A 21,086-nucleotide genomic window follows, 5' to 3' on the forward strand; every position below is an offset into this window, starting at 1 on the left:
CTGATATATCACTAAAATAAATAAGCAATACAAAGTACTTATTTTAACATAATTTTCTGCGTGGAAGTATAAAGAACATAAATTTTGTAATCAAGGTTCCTGATTCAATAATTTCTGGTATTCCGGGTTATCGGTGGGGAAAACCGGAATATAATAAGGATTATTTTTAGAAAGTGCGGTTATATCTTTTGTAAAATAAAATATCAGATAAACTTGAAAATCAGCATTACCTCTTCGGGTTTGTCCGGGGATAAAAGAAGGCATGGTTTCAATTAACTTTTTGACTTTGGCAAATAACACTTTGTTCTTATCTGCCTGAGATACGATCTTGACTTTACCCTTCCGGTCTATGATCGTCCGGCAAAATATTTCCGCAGATTCCATTGTATCAGCCATAGATTGTGGAAAATCGATATGCTGGTTCACATACCGGATCAGCTCTTTATGTCCGCCGGGATATGTAGGTTTTAACACCGCCCAGGCAAGGGAAGTACAAACGGCAGTATCACGTCCCGGATCGACGGTTAATAAATAATTCTTTAACACTTCCCGGCTTACTGTATCTTGGGCGTTTGCATACTCCGGCAATACAAGCATCAGGCATATAATGATTAATACATTTTTCATACACGAAAGATAGTCACTAATCAGATCATATAAAAACTACGGAATTAAAATAACCCCGTAGTTTATAATTTTGCTGTTATCGTTTGGGAGATATGCCCGTTAAAAGTACCATATTATAAGAATAATCAGTACTATATTCCCCTGTGTATGGATCGATTTTTGCAAGTCCTAATTTTGTTATATCCTTATCCCCATATTCCACCAGATACCAGCCATCCCCCCAACCTCCGGCATTACCCCAATTCACACCCAAATTCGTACCGTCTTCTAAACCCTTATCTTTCATGCTTTGAGGGGTTGTAAACTTCCAGTAGCCGGATAAAACAAACGCATGACCTGCTCCAAAATAGGATTCTCCGAAAGCAATTACGAATTTCTTGGCTTTTAAAGACTTCCTTACCGCATTTGAATTATAATATATAGGCTGGTTATAAGTGTAATTGCAAGTATCGAGAGCATGCATACAATTTTCAATCCTTGTCCCTGCATCATCGGTACTTGGGTAAAAGGTCGTCTTCGACATAACCGTGAGTTCTTTTATAAATGTTGCAATCGAATCTTCCATAGCCAGGGTTGCGAAAGGATTATTCTCAATGTTCACCAGTTTTGTCATTAATTTCCAGTCATATTTCTCCGGGTATTTATAATATGCCATAATCTGGCTTAAAGCAACATTTACACAACCTACCGGATAAGGATTACCCGTATTCGGATTTACAGGAAGGAACTTGTTATACGGCTCACGCTGTCCCCATAACACAGATTCTCTTAAAAGAGCAACATCTTCCCAAACACTATCAATTGTAGAAGTTTCATAAATATCATCATACCGGTTATCATAGGGATAAGGTGCATATTGATTGTCGGGGGAAGTAAAACCGCCTTGCAAATAACGGGGCTGTGCCAACACTGCCTTGACATCATTCGGAATATTCTCTACATACGCCTGGAGATTTTCGCCACCTTTTTCTTTTAAATCTGCATATTTCCCGTTCGGAGAATAAGCAAGTACCACAGGCATACGCTTGTCAGCCACAACAATAGCAAAACCGTCCTTATCGCCGTTCTTCAAATCCACCGTACAAATTGTAAATCCGTTATCTTCAACATTGCCCGATCTGGTTAAAACAGGATTATCATACCGTACCTTATTGACATGGGTTACAACCGTACTACTGCCTCTTGTGGCAGGAGTTCCTTTTTGTACGACATTTAAATATCCACTTAACAAGGATACGACTTCATCGTTTGTCAGTTCATACTTGATTTTTTCTTTAGGTTCGACAGGATCATCCGAAATAGCATCATTCTGGCAACTGTAAAAGCCCAGCAATGCTAACATTACAAAATAAATAATACATCTTTTCATCGTTCAAAGGTTTTGGTTTTAGTAATAGGAAATGATTATTTTATCAAATTTATGATAAATAAAATTAATTATTCGCTATATTGTTGATTTTAACATAATATTATAAAAACATATTTAGGGCGTTGCCCGGCGAGCCGTGCCGGGCTTTCCGTTACAAGTCCTCACAAGCTCCGGGCTTTCCACTTCAATCCCATAACGCTCATTCTATGGTAAGCAGATTAAACCATTCGCTTACATCTTCTTTCTCTGTTCCCCGGCGTGCTTCCCCTTTTTTCCCCCCAGCCGGGTGGTGTTCATTGTTTCAGGGACAAAGGTATTTCATGTGTCTTGCAGGATGTATGTTTCTAACGCCCTCCGGGTTTTGCAAAATTTTTTCACCCGGAAGGATGAAAAATTTTTGTCAAAAAAACACACACCCTTTGACACATGACCTTTGTAGTCCCTGTAACAAAACACACCCGGCTCGGCGCGAGAAAAAAAAGGTCAGCCCTTGATACACAGAGAAAAAAGATGAAAACAAAACATCCCTCTCGGGCTCAAAAAAATCGAGTTTACATAAATTAACAAATCAAATACGATGAATCATATACAAGATGCACAAATATATGTCGGCACTTATGCCAAATACAACGCAGGCTCAATTTTCGGTAAATGGTTGATACTTTCTGACTACTACGATAAAGAGGAATTTTACGAAGCATGCAGGCAATTACACGCAGACGAAAACGATCCTGAATTTATGTTTCAAGGCTATGAAAATATCCCCGAAGGTTTGATAGGCGAAAGCTGGTTATCCGACAACTTTTTCCCTTTACGGGATGAACTTGAAAACATGGATGATAACCGTCAAGACGCTTTTTTCGAGTGGTGCGAATATGACGGTTACGATATTGATCGCATGGATGTTTCCGATGTCCTTGAAAAATTTAATGAAGCCTATATAGGGCAGTACAATGACGAAGAAGATTTCGCCCAATATGAGGCAGAAGCATGTTTTAATATACCTGCCGAAATTTTACCCTATTTTGATTATCAAGCCTTTGCCCGTGACCTGTTTTGTACCGATTACTATATGTGTGACGGCTTTGTATTTAGGAGAATTTAAACAACCAGTACAGGCAGTTTCGTTGCCTGTACTCTATATAAACCTTTAAAATTTAATCTATGGAACAAAAACACTTACCCCCTCTAAAAAGGGGAAAACTCCCCCCAAGCCTCCACACTTTGCGCAGGCAAATGAGAACGGCACACCGAATTGTAGTCAATTCCAAACTGCGGAAAGTTGAAAAAATTGCAAAGCTGAAAGCGATAGGTTATGCCAAGTCAGAAGCGAATTTATTACTAATCGATTAATTTATTGAACGATGAACAACATTTTTTTTGATAAAATGTAATCCTACCCATTTATTTATAAACACTTAAAATCACATATCATGGAAACAGCAAACAAAATCAATAACGAACAATTACAAGAGTTGGAACTTTCTGCAATCGTACCCAGTAACTACAATCCGCGCAAAACCTTTACGGATGAAGATATTACGGAACTTGCCGAAAGTATCCGGGTAAGCGGCGTAATTCAGCCGATCCGGGTACGTCCGGTTGAGGACGGGAAATTTGAGATCATATGTGGAGAACGCAGGTACAGAGCCTCCCAAAAGGTTGGGAAAAATACGATACCCGCTATTGTATGCCGGTATGCCGATAAAGAAGCACGGGAAACGGCTGTTATCGAAAACTTACAAAGAAAGGACGTTTTACCGTTGGAAGAAGCCGAAGGATATAACGAACTGATGAAAACAGGGGATTACACAGTACAGAGTTTAGCGCAGGTATGCGGACAATCTGAAAAATACATCCGGGTACGTTTAAAGCTGACAGAACTAATCGAACCCATAAAACGATTACTGGCTGAAAACAGGGTTTCTTTACCCGTAGCGGTTGAACTTTGCAAATACACAATAGAAATTCAGAAACAAGTGTATCAAGATCACCTTAAACCCGATATTCAGAATTGGTGGAATTGGAAGGAATTAAAACCCGCCGAATTATCCAAACGGATCAATGAGGAATACACCAATCAATTGAATCATTTTAAATTCGATAAAACAGCCTGTACCGCTTGTTTTAAGAATAGCCAAAACCAAACCCTCTTCAATGACAATTGCGGACGGTGTATGGATCAGAAATGCCTTGCTTCAAAAAATACATTGTATATCGTAGAGAAAACCATGCGAAAAGTTCAAGAACACCCCGAAGCCCTTTTATGCGTGAGTTGTCAGTTCGATCAAACAGCAGTCGAGAAATTGAATGATAAAGGCTATGAAGTCAAACACCTGGATAACCTGTACCGCTTTCCTGTTTTGCCAGTTGAACCCCATTTGAAGGATTATAAGGGAAAAAAAGAATACAAAGCAGCCCTGCAAACATACCGGCAAGCTAAACTTAATTACGCCAATCAAGCGGAAGAAGTAAGGCAATTCACTGAAAGTAACCGGTTAATAACCTGCCTTTGCATTACTTTAAATGATATTGAATTATTATATACGGTTACGAATTCAAGCAGTAAGAATAAAGTTAAAACCCCGGCGGAACTGTTGGATTTTTTGCAGGCAAAAAGTAAAAGAAACGATGAAATCCGGCAGGAGAAAACAATTGCAGACGTGAAAAAACTTGTGCCGGACATGGAGTATAAAGGTACATTTTCAGGGGATGAAGAAATGATGCTTTACTTTATCATGCTGGGGTATTTAAAGCGTTCTCATTGGAAAGAGTTAGGATTTAAAGAAGAAGAAATCTATTATAGTTTGACCGATGAACAACGCTTTAAAATTGCCTCTAACCTGACCGAAGATCTAAAAATTCTCATTTTACGGGACTATATCAGCGCAAGCATGGAGCGTGCTTACCCGGGAAATATATATACTGACTTCTTATTGAAGTTTACCAAACAACATATTCCCGAACAAGTGAAAGAAGTTGAAAAGGCATATCAGGATATTTTTGATCAGCAACAGGAACGGATAGACGAAAGGACAGCCGTAGCCCGAGTACAGTTGAAAAAGCAAAAAGACAAGGAAAAAGCCTCTAAGAAGCAAATGCAAATCGTAGCATAATTTTTATACCGGGGACGGATCGGATCGGACCGTCCCCATAAATATACAAAACAGATGAAATCAGATTGTATTTATTATATACCTGCCAATTATGCCGTTTGTGCTACCTGCCAAATCGGGGGGTATTGTCATCGGGTTTGTAAACGCTTTATTCACAAAAACGCTCGAAATGTTGAGATAACAAAACAAGGAGTAAGCACAACACAAGCTGGACAGGAAAAGTTTGTTTATTTTCAACCGGCACATCCAAAGAAAACCTATGTACAATACGATTACAGGACACCGGAAGGGAAACTGTTTTCCTGTGTTAAACAAACTCTTAATGAATGCAGGGCAAGCCGGGATCAATGGCTGGAAAGTAATAACCATAAAAAGAAAAATGATGAAAATTGAAATAGAAAACGGAGTAAGATGGCTATCTGGTGACGGAGCATCAGAGGCTTTTGTGACGATTATCAACATTCTTTGCAATGCACCAACACCGGATGACTTTAGGAAGTCGTTACAGTTGTGGGATTCGAAGGGTAGTTTAAGTTGGCATTTTAAATGGGGATTCGGAAACAGCCATTTTTGGCTTAAACAAAGAACAACCCCCGGAAAGATTAAAGTGAACGAAAAAAGAGTTTTAATAGCCCGATTCTGAATTGAATTGCCCGTACAAAAAAACTGTGCGGGCAGTTCTTTTTTTGCCAGTCGTCGCAAAAAAAGAACCAAAAAAAAGACTTACACCCCGAAGGGGTAAATGCCCGAATACGCCCGTATCCGGGCAATTGATTTTATATAAAAGTTATATGCAATTATCAAATTAAAACATAATTTGTATCTTTGGAAATAGATTGTTATAAATCACTAATAAATAAAAATGGCTTGATTTTAGCCATCATTGGGATAGTTTCAATGGTGATGTGACAGCAGGAAGGAAATAAAAGATAAGATCATGATTCAGTTTCACAATGCGACCGATACAGACGGTAAAATGATCCATATAGACGAGGTGACACAGGATAATCGTGCCGAACATTATTTTTGTATAGGATGCGGAAAGGAAATGAGTGCCGTTTTGGGTGAAAAGAGGGAACACCATTTCAGGCACAAAGAAGCCACTTGTAGTTGGGAAAGTTATCTACACCAATTAGGCAAAAAATTAATCAAACAAAGATTTGAAACGTCAACTGAATTTATTGTACAATATTATGGTCAAAGTACCTGTCAGAAATGGGAGGAATGCAAGCTGAGAAAGTCTTGTGGACAATTGAAATGCCAGTCAAAATTATTGTTTTCGGTTGATCTTAAGAACAATTACGACACTTGCGAGGAAGAAGCAGGGTACAAGGGATTTCGGGCTGATTTAAAACTAACGCACAGTGAGTATCCTGAACGTGAACCGATTTTTTTAGAAATTTTTGTGACTCATGAATGCAAATCCGATAAGATCGCATCGGGGATTAAAATTATTGAGATAAAAATCGATTCAGAACAAGATGCACGTCGACCAATTATAGAAAATGAAGGCTCTATGGTCGAGCCAAAACCATATATTCCTTATAATGTCAAAACTATACCACCGATACGATTTTATAATTTCGAGCGAAATGTGACACCGGAATACCTTTTAAATCGATTTTGTTTGTATCGTGACGAGAACGGGCTATTACGTGGACGTTGCGAACAAAATAAAATCACCTGCCAGAATGTCGAAACGGAACACAACGATCTCTCACTTTTTGAGGTTGCAATTTTAGAGAAATCAGTTCCAAACAAACAGAAATACAGTTTGAATTATTTAGGTATGGCTTTAGCAATCAATAAAGGATTTAAAATAAGGAATTGTTTTTTCTGTAATCGGTACAGAAGTTGTAGCTTGCCTGTACAAATAAATTCCCAAACAGGTAAACCTTCGGTTATTCGTGTTCCGAATCATAAAATTTCAAAAGACTTAGATAGAACTAAGATTGCATCGTCATGTTCAAACTATCAAACTGACAATTATTTATGCAGCCGTATTATTTCCTCATTCAACCCCGATACATATTGGGAATGGTTGCGGGATCACGAAAACTTTTGAATGGGCTGACTTCGTATCGAAACTGATATAACCTATACCATAGATTTATGGGGTAAAATAACAATATTCAAGTATGGGTATTTGATTTACCCTTATTGTTTTTACAAAGTTATTGTTTGTCAAGAACAAGTAGCAAGGTCAGTGCCCTGCGGGTTTTGCAAACAATATGCCGCTTTGCAGCATATTCTTCACAAAAACCTTGCATGAAGTTCTTGACAAACAAGGGAAAGAAGCAAAAAAATAAGTGTTCATCTTAAAATTTTTGCTATGAAAACAAATCATCTACCTTTCCCGGAAATAACGATTCATTATAAAGATAAGAATATAGAGAAAAGACCGTGTATAACCAAATCGACAGAAGCAATTGATATATTACGTCCCTATTATAAAGAATGTATGCAGCACCATGAGGAATTTTGGGTGTTATATCTGAACACGAGAAACCAGGTGTTAGGCGTTTCCTGTGTCGCCAAAGGCGGTATAGATAAAATGTTGATCGATAACCGCATTGTTTTACAAATTGCCCTTAAAACGAACGCGACAGGGATAATTGTTTCACATAATCATCCGACAGGGAATAATCATCCGAGTACTCAGGATGATACGATTACGGGAAAATTGAAAGATGCCTGTCATTTGTTGGATATTCGATTATACGATCACTTGATTGTTACAGAAGACAGTTATTATAGCTATACGGATGAAGGGGTGCTTTAACCCCTTTTTTAGTGTAAAATGCCCGAATACATCGGTATCCTGCAATTTGTTTTATATAAAAGATGTATGCTGTTATCAAAATGAAACATAGTTTCTATCTTTGCAAATAGATTGTTATAACTTAAAAAATGATAAATTATGAGAGTACTAATAGAACAATATGAACTTGTGAAAGAAACGCAATACATATTTGAAGACATTGATAGTAGAATTATCGGAAGAATTTATAAAGTTATAATAGGGGTTAATGCACAATATATGTGGACACTTAGCCACTATTGCCGATTAGAAGACGAAATGGATGTATATATACCTTCTGCTCCATTTGGACAAACATTAGATGAAATTGAATTTAAGCTTGGACAATATGTGGAGAGATTTAAGAAAGCTATTGATTGGAAAGTAAATACGTCGTTTAGTTTTTCTGATTAGATTCTATAATTTACACGATTGGATGCATCAATCATGTGGATTGAAGAATCCACAATTATAAAATTTTTTGGTTTTGATGTTCAGAAAAGAAGTAGCATAATTATTACTCTTTAATACTGACAGAGAAGCGAAAGAATCAAATAAGGTGTATAATGGGACTATACACCTTATTTGATTCATAGAATATTATCAATCTTTCTTTCCGTCATTTTGGAAAGATACCCGATATGCTAATTCCTTTCCGAAATTATCCGTAAAGACAAAATCTAACGTCTGTGTTTCTTCACAACGGGAGGTGTACAGCAGAGTAAAAGTATCCTCAACATTGTAATAACGGTTTACCGTATAAGGCTGTCCCTTATCGTTTGTTAGTGTTCCTTTTCCGTCCGTTTGAAAGAACCGGAATGAATAGATCGCATTGTCATATACGGCATCCCTTATGATCATAAACTCAATAGGTACTGTTTCCCCTTTCTGGATTTTTTGAGGAACGGGCAGCGTCTGAATACTATAATCGTAATCCTGCTTAATGGTTAGCTCGTCAGAACAGGAATATAAAACAGCCAGTAAGCATATTATAATGATTTTCATATTTCTTTAGGAATAAAGTTAGCAATAAAGCGGGAGTATTTCGTTACCGGGAAAGAATAATTTAATTCCGTCGATACCTTCGGTAATTCTTCACTCCAAATGCCGTCAGGTGTATAATACCAACCTTCTAATTGGTAACCGGGAGCGGGTATTGCTGTTATCGTTACTATTTCTCCGTGTTTATATATCCCGGCTCCGCTGACACGACCTGAACCTCTTTGTTTGACATATACCCGGTACATCATCTCTGCGGGAAACGTACTTGTCGTACCGGAGGTTAGAGGAACGTCCGTTATTGTTTGGAAGGGTAGGGAATGATCGTTGCTATTGGCTGTCATATAAAGTTGTGTTGAAGCCGGCAAAATTTGTTCGGGAAGCAAAGCCCTGAATGTATATGCGTTTGTTGTTTCATGTAAAGGATACATATTAATCGTGTATTTTTTCCCGGTAGCCTCCACTGTCCCCGTTGCAAGATTGCCCCGGCAATTACAATAGGCAGAAGACAGGGAAACAGAACGTATTTTAATACCCTGCTCTTTGCGAAGTTGAAAATCTACGGCTGCCATTTTGCGGCTAAAATTTAATCCGACCGAAGACGTATTGCCCCATATACCTAATGCCTTTGCAAACAGGACATCATGCTGTTTGTATTTTACCATTGAATTTTGCTGATAATCCAATTTAAAATCTATGGCTTGTGGATCATAATTTTTCTCCGTATAGGGGTAATAAGCGTATATATCGTAATAATCAATGCGGGACAGGCATATTTCATCCTCTTTTGAAACGGGTAACAAGTTACCGTTATAATCTATCCGGTATCGCCTGTTAATGGCATAACTTGCGGTATTCAGCAATCCCGGAATATCGGGGGATAACCTTTCAACGGCATATATCCCGATCTCGTCCCCCGGTTCAAAGGAGGTATCTGTTGTCCGTGTCGGGGTTCCCGGAGCAACAAAGAAGGTTGCTGCCTTTTTGATCTCTTGTTCTTTTAATCCATTTTCCTTACAACTGAAAATGACAAGGAAAAGACATAGTGTATATATTGCTCTTTTCATATCTTTTTATATTTTGAAGAACGGGGCAATTTGCCCCGTTCCTGTTAAGGTAAAGTGATGCTACCGTTAATACCGTCCGTCCAGTTTGTAATCGTTATATTCGATGTAATCAGGGCTTTCCCCGATAATTTTACCGTATAAGTATTTTTTGTACCCGAAGCCCAAACCGTACCTGCCGGAACATAATAGGTATAAACTTTTCCGTCAATGGTGAAATAGATAACCACATTCCCGGTTTCCTGAATAGAAGATACGGGCATGACCATAAACTTAGGTAATGTTTTTTCATGACCGGTAGGTGCTGAACCCAGCATCCGGGATAAGGTGTGTGCATGAGCCTGATTTTTTCCGGCTGTTCCCGTAATTGCTCCGGTTTCTAAATTTAATTTGCCTTCGCTGAATAGTACCGACCTTCCGATACAATTAGCTACTTCTATTTTGGTCAATTCCGCAGCACCGGTGTAATTCTCCACATAAACGTCAAAAATTAATAAACTCAAAGCATGCTGCATTGACAAGCTAACCTGGGAATTAGAGTTGTTAATGTCGGTTTGTCCTGCGGTATGTGTACCTATTAAGTAATCGGTTTGCGTATTATGTTCTATCGGAATGCTTGTACCGTCGGTATTTTCAGAGGTATACGGATAATAAGCGTAAACTTTAGCAGGAGCAGGACTTAAATAAACAGTTGGGGATAATACCCAATGATTTATATTTAGGGTCGCTTTTACGTTTGCGTATGCACTTACCCCATTATAATGATTCGATATATTTCCCGAGGTTATAAATAAACCGATTTCCGAATTATCGGGGAAGGAACTGATCGTTGCCCGTGTCCCGGCAGAGGCTAAAACAGTCGGATTGATCTCTAAAACTGCCGGAATGTCGTTTGTAAGTTCTGTCAGATTGCCTTTATGGCAACTAATCAAGCAGGCGGCTAACGCTGCTGTAATAAAAATTAAAATACGATTTTTCATATTAAAAGGATTTTAAGTGGATAATTCTTAGGGAATGATTGATTTATAGTTGTTTTCCCATTCCCCGGAAAACAAGGTTCATTGAAGAATTACGTTTTCATGATCATGAGTTTTAAGGTGGTTAATAGATATGGATGTCCTGGTTTATTCCCGGTTGCCAGCTTTCTATCATAATGTCCGGTTCAAGACCATTATTTTCCAGATCGTAATACATGGTACAGGATTGTACAGGTGATGTTTGAAAGTCAAACTTGCCGGACAGGTCCGTCACGGTTTCCAGGGTCGAACCGTCCCGGCAGGTCATTCGTACCGAAAGCAGGTTTACCTCGCCGGGTGCAAAACCTAATATAGAAACAGGTTTATAAAAATTATTCTCCTGGGTTTGCAAAGGTATAAATGGCAGGCAGGCTGCACCAAGTGCTTGTTCCTCTGTAAACAACATGGCGGAGGTTTGTACCCCCTGTAATTCTGCCCGGATTGATTCAATGTTTATCCCTGATTTAATTCTAAATGTGAAATGGATTATTTTAATAATGGGAGCAGGCATGATCTTACTCTCTTTAAAAGTATTCCCGATTGCAACCGTATGATGTGCTGCCAAATAGAGGGGCGCCTCCGTTGTTGTCACAAGGTTGTCCACCACATAAACAGGCAAAGTGACTTGTGCCGTATAATAATGATCCATGCCCGTATAATTTTCTAACCCTGCATTGTTCACAGCTACGATGTTGTATCTCCCGGACGGAAGGTTATAATAAGTCGTATCCGTATAGATTTTGTCTTTTAGAGGTGCTAAATCTGAATGATAGAAATATACATTCATCTCCTCCGGCTTTTCTATCCCTTGCCAGAGCTTCGTCCAGTCCAGAACAAGCCTGAAATTACCGTTGCCTATAAATTGATCTTCACACTCCCGGCACTGGTTGTTACATCCAAAGAGGAGTAACCCTGTCAGGCATACGCCTGTATAAAATAATGTTCTTCTCATATCTTTTTTATAAAATGTATTTTATCCCCAGCCCGGTTAAATGATGAAATTTATTGATTGAAGAACCGAAAAGGATTCTTTCGCGGATATGGATTAAGAGAATGATACGGTCACATACATAGGTTTCAATCTCGAATGTTAAAGCTGTTCCTCCGATCAAGCCGTTGTTATCCGTTAAGGTTGCACCGTCCGGTAGTTCCTTTTTGCCCCAATTCAGGACTTCATAACCTGCCAGTCCCGATATACCGCCGGAAAGGAATATGTCTTTCCCCCGGTTACTCCAAAATGTATAATAGTAACCGTATTCCGCCGTAAATTGGATGACCGGAATACTACGGTTGCCATAACAATATTGCTTTTCCCAATATTCCACTCCGTATAACCATTTGTTTTTATTGGAGGTGTAATGCGACAGGGATATTCCTATTTGGTAAGAAAGTTTTTTATTTTTCAGAAACCCGTACCCGTCCGATACACCTACACTTACCTGAATACCCCTTTGTCCGGGGATACGCCTTTGGGCTTCTGCCTGTAAGGATATAAGAACAAGACAGATGATTATTGCTATCCACTTTTTCATATTTAATTGATTAAAACCAATATAACTTATTAATATTTTCATTTTTATATTGTTAATTTTTTATATATTTTTGTACCAGAAATTCCTAAATAAAATAGGAATGGAAACCAGATGTGAATATGTACACAGATGTTTTTTTTTATAATTTTAAAAACATCTATATGAAAATTCATTTTGAATTAGAAATAGACATTAAACAGATGGTAAAGCTTGTGGGAGCAATTTCTTTTTTGCTTCTTTTATTGCTGTAAAGATCTTCGGGATTTTTTTGAGACGCTCGCGAGGGCGTCTATTTTTTTGTTTTTTCAGGGGTTAATTCGTTTTTAATTTACTAATCGTTTTGGCTAAAAGCAGGTCGGAACTTTCTATGCGTACAGACTGATGCCGCCCACCGTCTTTCTCAATAAGATCAAACAATAATACTTTATCATCCGGCAGCGTGAATTTAGGAAGGGCAAACACCGTACGAACGGTAGATTTTCCTCCGATTTCGATTTCTTCGTTAAAAGCCCGTAATGGGATAATAACCTTTTCCTGAGTTGCAGTTCGTCTTACCAGTTTTTTATCGCTGACTTTAAAACGAGTAAAATCAATCGTAAAAGGAATATTTGTCGTATTCCTGATCTGAACGTGTATATACAAAAGACCGTCATTGACATAAAGCCCTTTTATCGTGGTCTGTACGCCGAAAGCCATATAGCCCAAATGCCGGATTTTCCGGTCATTGTTCCGGTATATGGTTCGCATAATCAGATCGATGAGTGGAGGCGAGTTATGACCGAGATCGGCTAAACCGACCGAAATTTGGTTCGGTTTGTCCTTATTTCCTTGCTGCCGCAATAAATCGGTAATTTCGACACTTAATAATTCCGGTTCTTGTGCGTAACGGGCATTAAACGTATAGAAATTCCCATTCTCACAGACAACAGAAAAATTCGTTTCCCCACTAAAATTTTCTATAGCAGCCTTAACCCTCAATACATTTTCGGTTGCGTCCGCCTTGCCTGCTATTAGGTAAGCACTTCCCAAATCAACATACTTAATCCGGGAAGGGAAAAGGATATGTACGGTTTTGTTATAGGTAACTTCAATCCCTAATGGAGGAATCATTTTGTCGTAACCTATGTTTTGCGTCATGCCGTGAAAAGGTGGTTTTTGGGCGTATAAGCCCCCTGATCCTGTTAATAACAGAATCAAACTGATTGTAATAATTCTCATAGGTTTATTTATTGTTTCCCCGGCAGAAGGATAAACACCTCATGCCCCGGTTTAAGAGTTATTTTTACTGTTTTGATTTTTTTTGAAAGGTATTGTGCCCCGGTCTGAATGGCTGTCTTTGCTAAGTCCGCAGCTACTTGTTGTCCTGCATTTTGGGTAAAGGTGATAGAAGTGCCAAGATCGTTTCCCATATTCCCGGCAGCTTCTTTTAGAGCTTCCGTTTCCATTGTCCCGGCGGCATCGATACCCTTTTGCCCTTCCAAATCATATATCTCTAATTCAACAGGTAGTATATTCCCTGTATATTCAAGACTTGTTATTTTTATATGCAGCCGCCCCCCTTGTAAGGTTACATCCCCGGCAATAATGCTATTGCGGGGAATTAATAATATCCCGGCTTTAATGGGTTCTAAAAGACGTAACCGGACTTTTGGCTTTTCATCGTTACCAAATTCCAATACCTGTTGTTGATACACACAGGCTCGTATTGTATTCCGATCCGTTTGCCCTGCTGGTTTTACAGGGGTGTGAAAATCTATATTCCGTTCTCTTACATAATCTCTCATGAATGCCGAATCTGAAATTTCCTGTGGCAATCGGGAAACGACATTTTCCGGGATACCGGATACCGCCGTAAGCGTTGTATGTTTTTCCCGGTCTATGTTTTTTCCTGAATTTTCTGCCCTTTTATCCAGTTGGGTTGAAACTTCCCCGGTAGGAGTAGTAAGGTATTTCGAAGCCATTTGATAGGACTTCTCCATTAGTTCAAGCTGCTTAACCGTTTGGCTTGTGGCTTCTGCCTGTTCCAGCTTCTTTTTCAGTGATTCGATTTCTGCTTCTAATCTTTTAGTATCTTCATTTTCACGCGAAGGCTCATAAAAGTTAGTCAGTTCCCGTGTCATATTTTTATAGGCAACACCGGAAGACCGGACTGCACGATAAGGTAATTTATCATTACCAGGAACATTTTCCTGAATTTCCTTTTCACTGATCTGTAAATCCAATTCTTTAGAATCTGAAATCGAATCCTTCCCCAAGATAAATGCATAATCTTGTAATGATCGCATCCGTTCACGCTGAACCCGTTTTTGCTGTTCCTGTTCATATGCCGTTTTTTTGTCACCGATTAAATTTTTATCCTGGGGTAACGGTAAATCTGCATTAAACCCCTGCACGTCGTCCACTTTATTTTTTTGCGTTTCCGGTGCAAAAATGAAATACATGGCTAATAGAAAAGCACTCCCGATCAATGGGTAAACCAATAATTTTTGCCGTTGCCGTTTTTGCAGGGGAGTTTGTTCTTTATTCTCTGTTTTCATACCTTAAAATATTCGTGATTTGTCCCTCTGCATTTTTCTTTCCATGGTTTACTCCGATGTTGTACAATGAAACGGTGAACATCATAAAAGACAAACAGATGAATACAAACATCATGATCCATACAATTACAATTTGTTGTCTTTTCGTTAATTTGTTACATTGTTTTTTTACCCAGTTTTCAAAATCTGCCCGGTATTCGGACATGGGCTTTATTTGTGCTGTTTTTGGTATCTTTTTCATCTTTCTAATACTTGAATGTTTTTGTTTTCAATAACTGTGAAATTTTCGATAGTGAAGCCCGCAGGATTGTTATCACTCCGTACTGTATTCAATAAAGTACATTGTGTAATTAAAGTGCGTTCCGTGATATTTGTTTCCCGGATAATGCGCTGGCGGGCATAGGTCGTTACCGGATAGGGATAAACCGTGAAATTGCATACAACGCTATCGAGTTGTATGGCCTGATTGATATTTGCTCCGATAACCTTATTGTAATAGCCTTTTTCACTTAAGTTCTTAAAGTATAGGTAGGCACTTTTGTCTGCCAAGAATAACGCCCTTTTAATATTTTCTTCAATAGCCGCTTTATCCGGGGCAAGTGTAAAAAATAGTTCGTGAAACCGTTTCACATGTTCCCGTGCTTCCACCGGGCGATTCTGTGACATATCTTGTGAAAGTGCCAGCATTAAGGATTTGCCTTCATCCAACACATATATTTTTTCTCGCTGTTTCTCTGCAAACACATAAGAGTTCCAGACGGCATAACCCGTAATTCCGGCACATGCAACGACAAACACCATACAAAAGAAACGGATCATTTTAAAACTACTCTCAATGTTCTTTAAGCTTTTAAATTCCATAAGTAAACAGGTTAATGTATTATTGTACCGATAGGATTACCCGTTGCCATGCCCGCAGCCGCCCCCGCAGTTTTGCCCGCACCGCTGCCGGTGTGGTTTATATTCCGCAGAAAACCGCCCATACCTGAACAATTAATTACCCAGGTGGATACCGTCGGAACAGAAAAGTAACCGACAATACCGATTGCCAGGAATAACAGGTAAGTCAAATCGGATAGTCCTTGCGAAATAAGATTGGCGTTATTGTCTATATCATATTGTAAAGTAATAATCTGAATCCGGCTTAATATCGCCCCGAACAGATCCGCAATAGGTAACCATAAATAAACACTTAGATACCTGCAAAGCCAATGCGTCAAAGTGTGCTGGAATCCGTCGTATACGGAGAAGGCGAAACTGATCGGACCTAACAGGGTTAGGACGATCAGAAAGAATGTGCGGATCGTATCTATGATAAGTGCCGCTACTTCAAAAATAAATTCTAATACTTCACGTAAACATTTGATAATTATACCCCGGATTGTAAATTGTTCCCTTAACTTGTTCATCCCGGCGAAAACGGCAATATCTACGGGGTTTAAAGTCATGTTTTGAATTTCACGGTCAAATTCTTCATCACTTGCCATGAAACCGAAACCGATTTCCGATAAAGCTTTTGCCTCTGTTTCATCTTTTAACTGCTGAAACTTATTCATATCGAAAACCTGATTTTCCAGAATTTGATGACATCCCTTGACTACCGGGGACATGACCCCGTTAATCGTACCTATAACCAAAGTAGGAAAGAACATGATACATAAACCGATTGCAAAAGGACGCAGCATAGGGAATATATCCAATTCTTCACCCCTTGCCAGAGATTGCCAAACCCGGTATGATATATATAATAACGCACCCAGCCCCGCAATTCCTTTCGCAATGCCGGTCAGGTTGTCACACAAAGGAAGCATATCGATGTATAGCCCCTTTAAAAGTTGGTGCAGGTTTGTAAAACCGATTTCTAATATTATCATACTTTTATTTTAAAGATTATTTTACCAATATCGTTCTGCTTCACCGTATAGGCGGAGAAAACGTCCGATTTCTCCGGTTTTTGCTGAACGTAAATAGGAAATGGAAATATTTTTATTGGTATAGTAACTGACAAGATTTTTATACCTCAAAATGGATTGATAGGAGCGTTCGATCAGATCGAAACGTTCTTTGTCTGTCATACTCATGCTTGTCGCATTGACTACATTCTTCAATTCAAGCAAAATATCCGTACTTTCTTGTAAGAGTTGAGCGTACCCCCGTCCAATGGCTGCCAGTTCCAATGCCGTATAGTTTTTATCGCGAAGCATCTTTTGATAGGAGTTTACATAAATGTCCGAGATTTCACCGAGCATGAGTATCGTCTTTTGTACTTTTAAGGCATCCCGCACAAGGTTATTTACCTTTCGTAAAGCGTCGTAATATTTCTTGCCCTGTTCATATATCTTTACAGTTTCCTGAAAGTTTTTTACCATATTGGAGGCTGTAGTCGTACTCTGTACAAGTTCCTGACTACTGTTTACGATACTTTGGGCTATATTCGCTCCGTCGGTAACGGGTATTTGAGCGTAAACTACTGACGGCACAAATGCCGCCAGTAATAGGATGAAATGGAACTTTACTTGCATTACCTTAACTTTTTCAAAATTGTACCACTCGCCCGTTTATAGCGAATGTCGGTTTTTACCGTATCGCTATCCTTGTAGTATGAAAGCGGAATGTCGCCGATGGGGGTTTGTATAAAATATTTGCTGCTTTTTTGAATGATTGGAGAAGAAGAAACTTCTGTAAACTTACTCTGTTCAAAAAAGAGAAAAGTCGCTTGTAGTTTTCCCCTGACAATTTCAATAATAAGCATGTGGCAGGTTTCAGAATCAGAACCCCACCAACAACCGCACATGGCGTACATTTTTTCGAGTTCCCGGCATGCCCGGTTGAAGTGTTGAATGTTGTAATTACACATGATAATAGGATTTTAAGTGGTTAAAAATTATAATTGAAAATCAACCGGTAGCTAATTGTTTTACTGCCAATTGTAGACTCCCGGTTTGTTTGACTAATTCCATGACACGCATTTTTTCTTTTTCTTCGGTAGTGTAGATGTAGTATTCTTCTTTTGAAACTTCGACGGCATAAACCGCGCTGTGTATTCCACCTAAACTGATAAAGACCTCTTTGTAAATTCTATCGGGGCGGTTTGCCATATTAAGCGATAATATTTGTGCTTTTTCTTTGTCTGTAAGCCCTAATAATTGTTGGATAGGAGTAAATTTATTCAGGTATTTCCGTTGATCGAGTAAAATTTTACAATCTGAATTGTTGATAATACTTTCTTTCACGATTGGCGAAGAAATAATATCTTCAACTTCTTGTGAAACAACACAAACCTCTCCGTAGTATTTCCTGACAGTCTTAAACAGGTAACGTATGTATTCCGCCATGCCAGCTTTTGTTATAGCTTTCCAGGCTTCCTCAATAATTAATACCTTCCGTATTCCTTTTAGACGACGCATTTTGTTGATAAAGCTTTCCATGATAATAAGTGTAACCACCGGAAATAATATCGGGTGATCTTTGATGTTATCCAATTCGAACACCACAAAGCGTTTGTGCAGTAAGTCAATTTCAGCCGTAGAATTAAGTAGATAATCATATTCGCCTCCCCGGTAATAAGGAGCGAGAATGTTTAACAGGTTTAACAGGTCGAATTCCTTTTCCCGGACTTGCGTCTGTTGTAATATTTCCCGGTATTCCGTCTGGAGAAATTCGTAATAAGTATTAAAGCAGGGAGTAATCTGTTCGTCACTCTGAATTTTTTTGATATAAAGGTTTACACTATTGGAAAGGTTGGTTTCATCCGCCCGGGTAGCTGGTTCGGTGTCTTTCTTCCATAAGGTCAGGATAAGCGTTTTAATACTTTCCCTCTTCTCAATGTCGAAAACTTTATCATCTGTGTAAAACGGGTTAAATGCTATCGGATTTTCTTCCGTGTAGGTAAAATAGATACCGTCTTCGCCTTTGGTTTGTTCGTTGATTAGGGTACACAATCCCCAATAGCTGTTCCCTGTATCGACTATTAATATATGGCTTTGTTGTTCATAGTATTGTCTTACCATGTGATTGGTGAAAAATGATTTTCCGCTGCCGCTTCCCCCGAGGATAAATTTATTCCGGTTGGTCGTGTATCCCATTTTCATGGGGAGGTCGGAAATATCTATCCATAGCGGTTTACCGCTTAAACGATCTCCCAGTTTGATGCCGAAAGGACTTGCTGAGTCCCGGTAATTACTTTCATTGGTTAGAAAACATAGGGCTTGTTCCGGGAATGTATAGAAAGATTCTTCCGAAGGGAAATCCCCGCTGTTTCCCGGAATACCCGCCCAAAAGAGTGCCGGGGCATCCGTTACGTTGTAATGAGGCTTACAGCCCATAAGCGCGATTTGGCTTCCGCATTGATTTTTGATTTGCCTGAATTCCGGCTCATTGTCTGCCCATGCGCATATGTTATAATGTGCCCGGATAGACATTAGCCCTTTGGCATGTGCTTCATTCAAATACATCTCCGCCCATTCCCGGTTGATCTGGTTTGCCCGGCTGTATCTGGAAAGGGATTTCATGTTTTTAGCCCGCTTTTCAAATAATTTTAAATTTTCTCCCGAATGATCCAGAAAGAGGTATTGATTATAGATATGATTACAGGACAAAAGCAGACCAATAGGCGAAGCAAAGGATAATTTACAAGCTGTCTGTTCGGTACTTAATCTTTCATAACACGTATCCGTAGCCACGTTACCGGGTAATTCGTCTACGTCGCTAAGGGTGTGCAGGCATATCCGGTTATCTCCGATATGCAAGCCGGAAGGATATAAGCCTATATCTTGTAATACGGTTTTATCCCTATGGGTAAGGGTAAGGTATTTTTCGATCAATCCCGCACATTCCCGGGAGCCTGTGATTTCTTCATCCGATAAGCGGTAAAGGGTAAGAAGTCCAGAATCATTTACGATTTTCAAAAATTGTTCCACAGCCTCATTAAAACGGCTGTATGTTTCAGGATTGACTTCTTTGGGGATGATGAACCCCCGGCTTAATGTGCTGAAATTACTTTGCCGGCGACTTTGTTCTTTTGTTGTTTTTGTAAGAAACAAATAACAATAATGATGTAAATACGGACGCTCATTAAAGTGCAGTTCGTAGGAACGAGATAAGAAACTTTTATACTCTTTTAATTCCGGTCGGTAATCTTCTCTAATGAACCAATCTTGCTTGTGTACAATCGTGTAATCCGGCAGGACCTTGACCGCTTTTAGCCAAGTGGTATGTATTGTTTTATAATCGTCCGGTGTGATCGTAAATAGTTCAGGCAATACGACGCGAAAAGCAGCGGTCAGGTCTGCGTTTTTACTGACGATATAGTTATTTTCTATGGCGAGTAAAGGAAATTTATTCTCTAATGTTTTTATTCTTAGTATGTTTTCCATATTCCTTTGAAATTGATATGAATAACTGATAGATCGGTTTCCGGTTAGTGATAAATTGCGGTCGTGTTTTACCGGCTGCTAACTTCATCAGACCGTGTTGTCCGTATTTCCTGTTTAGCTGAAAGGTAAAGAAGATTAAGACTGTGGAAGCGATAAGTCCTAAAACCATACATATTGCTATCGGTATGCTAAGTAGGTACAGCATAGCAAAGAGAAAAAAGATTCCCAGTAAACCAACTGCAAAAATGATAAGGTATTGCGCTTGCAAGCCTTTAAATTCTACATTTTTGCCTATACCTTTATTAATAGAATATTCCATAGGTTATAGGAAAAAAGAACGTAATATAGTCGCTGCCACAATCAGAAAAATACACGCCCCAAACCATGAACTCGCAACTTTGGCCGTGTCTGGATCACCGGCAGAAAATTTGTTATATACCTTGATTCCACCGATAAGTCCGACTACGGCGCCGATAGCGAGGATCAGTTTTGTAAGGGGATCAAAATAACTGGAAACCATATCCGTAGCCTCGGTAATTCCAGCTATGCCGTTGCCTTGTGCGTAAAGGTATGGAGTAGCTATCAGGATAGCCGATAAGAAAAGTATTGTTTTCTTCATGCTTTTTTTGAATTTATGTACCGGGGGTAGGA

The 21,086-nt window shown here is 39.1% G+C and carries 24 protein-coding genes; 7 read left to right on the plus strand and 17 right to left on the minus strand.

Annotated features, from left to right (window positions below):
- Nucleotides 1-90: 90 nt before the first annotated feature.
- Together BN8908_RS02655 and BN8908_RS02660 are read right to left on the minus strand one after the other, a co-directional pair.
- Nucleotides 91-627 carry a hypothetical protein gene (locus tag BN8908_RS02655; RefSeq protein ID WP_148453149.1) on the minus strand — a complete coding sequence of 179 codons (537 nt, stop codon included), beginning with the start codon at nucleotides 625-627 and terminating at the stop codon, nucleotides 91-93.
- Nucleotides 628-703: 76 nt separating this feature from the next.
- Entirely contained in the window at nucleotides 704-1,996 is a 1,293-nt protein-coding gene (locus tag BN8908_RS02660) for a C10 family peptidase (RefSeq protein WP_082989198.1), read from the minus strand.
- 577 nt (nucleotides 1,997-2,573) lie between these two features.
- Here BN8908_RS02660 and BN8908_RS02665 point away from each other — a divergent pair.
- The 7 genes from BN8908_RS02665 (at nucleotide 2,574) to BN8908_RS02700 (ending at nucleotide 8,326) form a co-directional block, all read left to right on the plus strand.
- Nucleotides 2,574-3,101, plus strand: coding sequence for an antirestriction protein ArdA (locus tag BN8908_RS02665; protein ID WP_068688874.1), 528 nt, complete (start codon nucleotides 2,574-2,576; stop codon nucleotides 3,099-3,101).
- Between the two features lie 328 nt (nucleotides 3,102-3,429).
- Nucleotides 3,430-5,112 carry a ParB/RepB/Spo0J family partition protein gene (locus tag BN8908_RS02675; RefSeq protein WP_068688882.1) on the plus strand — a complete coding sequence of 561 codons (1,683 nt, stop codon included), beginning with the start codon at nucleotides 3,430-3,432 and terminating at the stop codon, nucleotides 5,110-5,112.
- 54 nt (nucleotides 5,113-5,166) lie between these two features.
- Nucleotides 5,167-5,505 (plus strand): DUF3873 family protein, encoded by a 339-nt coding sequence (locus tag BN8908_RS19125; RefSeq protein WP_082989199.1) that lies wholly within the window; start codon nucleotides 5,167-5,169, stop codon nucleotides 5,503-5,505.
- On the plus strand, nucleotides 5,417-5,755 hold the full coding sequence (locus BN8908_RS02685; protein ID WP_187373439.1) for a hypothetical protein: 339 nt from the start codon (nucleotides 5,417-5,419) through the stop codon (nucleotides 5,753-5,755). Before BN8908_RS19125 ends, BN8908_RS02685 begins: the two co-directional genes overlap by 89 nt.
- Before the next feature lie 294 nt (nucleotides 5,756-6,049).
- Nucleotides 6,050-7,177 carry a competence protein CoiA family protein gene (locus tag BN8908_RS02690; protein WP_068688892.1) on the plus strand — a complete coding sequence of 376 codons (1,128 nt, stop codon included), beginning with the start codon at nucleotides 6,050-6,052 and terminating at the stop codon, nucleotides 7,175-7,177.
- A gap of 267 nt (nucleotides 7,178-7,444) precedes the next feature.
- A complete protein-coding gene (locus BN8908_RS02695; RefSeq protein WP_068688894.1) occupies nucleotides 7,445-7,894 on the plus strand; it encodes a JAB domain-containing protein in 450 nt (149 codons plus the stop codon).
- 138 nt (nucleotides 7,895-8,032) lie between these two features.
- Entirely contained in the window at nucleotides 8,033-8,326 is a 294-nt protein-coding gene (locus BN8908_RS02700; protein ID WP_068688899.1) for a hypothetical protein, read from the plus strand.
- Between the two features lie 189 nt (nucleotides 8,327-8,515).
- On the opposite strand, the gene BN8908_RS02705 is transcribed toward BN8908_RS02700, so the two are convergent.
- The 15 genes from BN8908_RS02705 to BN8908_RS02775 form a co-directional block, all read right to left on the minus strand.
- Nucleotides 8,516-8,917: a TraQ conjugal transfer family protein gene (locus BN8908_RS02705; RefSeq protein WP_068688910.1), complete on the minus strand. Its 402-nt coding sequence runs from the start codon at nucleotides 8,915-8,917 to the stop codon at nucleotides 8,516-8,518.
- On the minus strand, nucleotides 8,914-9,978 hold the full coding sequence (locus BN8908_RS02710) for a fimbrillin family protein (protein ID WP_068688915.1): 1,065 nt from the start codon (nucleotides 9,976-9,978) through the stop codon (nucleotides 8,914-8,916). The genes BN8908_RS02705 and BN8908_RS02710 overlap by 4 nt, the downstream gene beginning before the upstream one ends.
- Before the next feature lie 44 nt (nucleotides 9,979-10,022).
- Complete coding sequence (locus BN8908_RS02715; RefSeq protein WP_068688916.1) at nucleotides 10,023-10,955, minus strand: fimbrillin family protein; 933 nt, start codon at nucleotides 10,953-10,955, stop codon at nucleotides 10,023-10,025.
- Between the two features lie 121 nt (nucleotides 10,956-11,076).
- Nucleotides 11,077-11,943 carry a DUF5119 domain-containing protein gene (locus tag BN8908_RS02720; RefSeq protein ID WP_068688917.1) on the minus strand — a complete coding sequence of 289 codons (867 nt, stop codon included), beginning with the start codon at nucleotides 11,941-11,943 and terminating at the stop codon, nucleotides 11,077-11,079.
- Between the two features lie 7 nt (nucleotides 11,944-11,950).
- The gene (locus BN8908_RS02725) at nucleotides 11,951-12,523 is read right to left on the minus strand and encodes a conjugal transfer protein TraO (RefSeq protein ID WP_068692063.1); all 573 of its coding nucleotides are present in this window, start codon (nucleotides 12,521-12,523) and stop codon (nucleotides 11,951-11,953) included.
- Between the two features lie 312 nt (nucleotides 12,524-12,835).
- Complete coding sequence (traN, locus tag BN8908_RS02730) at nucleotides 12,836-13,741, minus strand: conjugative transposon protein TraN (protein WP_068688919.1); 906 nt, start codon at nucleotides 13,739-13,741, stop codon at nucleotides 12,836-12,838.
- Nucleotides 13,742-13,749: 8 nt separating this feature from the next.
- A complete protein-coding gene (traM, locus tag BN8908_RS02735; protein ID WP_068688921.1) occupies nucleotides 13,750-15,060 on the minus strand; it encodes a conjugative transposon protein TraM in 1,311 nt (436 codons plus the stop codon).
- Nucleotides 15,044-15,301, minus strand: a complete 258-nt coding sequence (locus BN8908_RS02740) for a TraL conjugative transposon family protein (RefSeq protein WP_068688923.1) — start codon at nucleotides 15,299-15,301, stop codon at nucleotides 15,044-15,046. The genes traM and BN8908_RS02740 overlap by 17 nt, the downstream gene beginning before the upstream one ends.
- Nucleotides 15,298-15,921, minus strand: a complete 624-nt coding sequence (traK, locus tag BN8908_RS02745; RefSeq protein WP_068688925.1) for a conjugative transposon protein TraK — start codon at nucleotides 15,919-15,921, stop codon at nucleotides 15,298-15,300. The genes BN8908_RS02740 and traK overlap by 4 nt, the downstream gene beginning before the upstream one ends.
- Nucleotides 15,922-15,932: 11 nt before the next feature.
- Nucleotides 15,933-16,934, minus strand: a complete 1,002-nt coding sequence (gene traJ / locus BN8908_RS02750) for a conjugative transposon protein TraJ (protein WP_068688927.1) — start codon at nucleotides 16,932-16,934, stop codon at nucleotides 15,933-15,935.
- A 21-nt stretch (nucleotides 16,935-16,955) separates the two neighbouring features.
- Nucleotides 16,956-17,582 (minus strand): DUF4141 domain-containing protein, encoded by a 627-nt coding sequence (locus BN8908_RS02755; protein ID WP_068688928.1) that lies wholly within the window; start codon nucleotides 17,580-17,582, stop codon nucleotides 16,956-16,958.
- Complete coding sequence (locus BN8908_RS02760; protein WP_148453152.1) at nucleotides 17,582-17,917, minus strand: hypothetical protein; 336 nt, start codon at nucleotides 17,915-17,917, stop codon at nucleotides 17,582-17,584. Before BN8908_RS02760 ends, BN8908_RS02755 begins: the two co-directional genes overlap by 1 nt.
- Before the next feature lie 40 nt (nucleotides 17,918-17,957).
- Entirely contained in the window at nucleotides 17,958-20,435 is a 2,478-nt protein-coding gene (locus BN8908_RS02765; protein ID WP_068688931.1) for a TraG family conjugative transposon ATPase, read from the minus strand.
- Nucleotides 20,398-20,754, minus strand: coding sequence for a DUF4133 domain-containing protein (locus tag BN8908_RS02770; protein WP_068688932.1), 357 nt, complete (start codon nucleotides 20,752-20,754; stop codon nucleotides 20,398-20,400). The genes BN8908_RS02765 and BN8908_RS02770 overlap by 38 nt, the downstream gene beginning before the upstream one ends.
- A 3-nt stretch (nucleotides 20,755-20,757) precedes the next feature.
- Entirely contained in the window at nucleotides 20,758-21,054 is a 297-nt protein-coding gene (locus BN8908_RS02775; protein ID WP_068688934.1) for a DUF4134 domain-containing protein, read from the minus strand.
- Between the last annotated feature and the right edge of the window lie 32 nt (nucleotides 21,055-21,086).

Source organism: Culturomica massiliensis (genome assembly GCF_900091655.1).
Lineage (GTDB): Bacteria > Bacteroidota > Bacteroidia > Bacteroidales > Marinifilaceae > Culturomica > Culturomica massiliensis.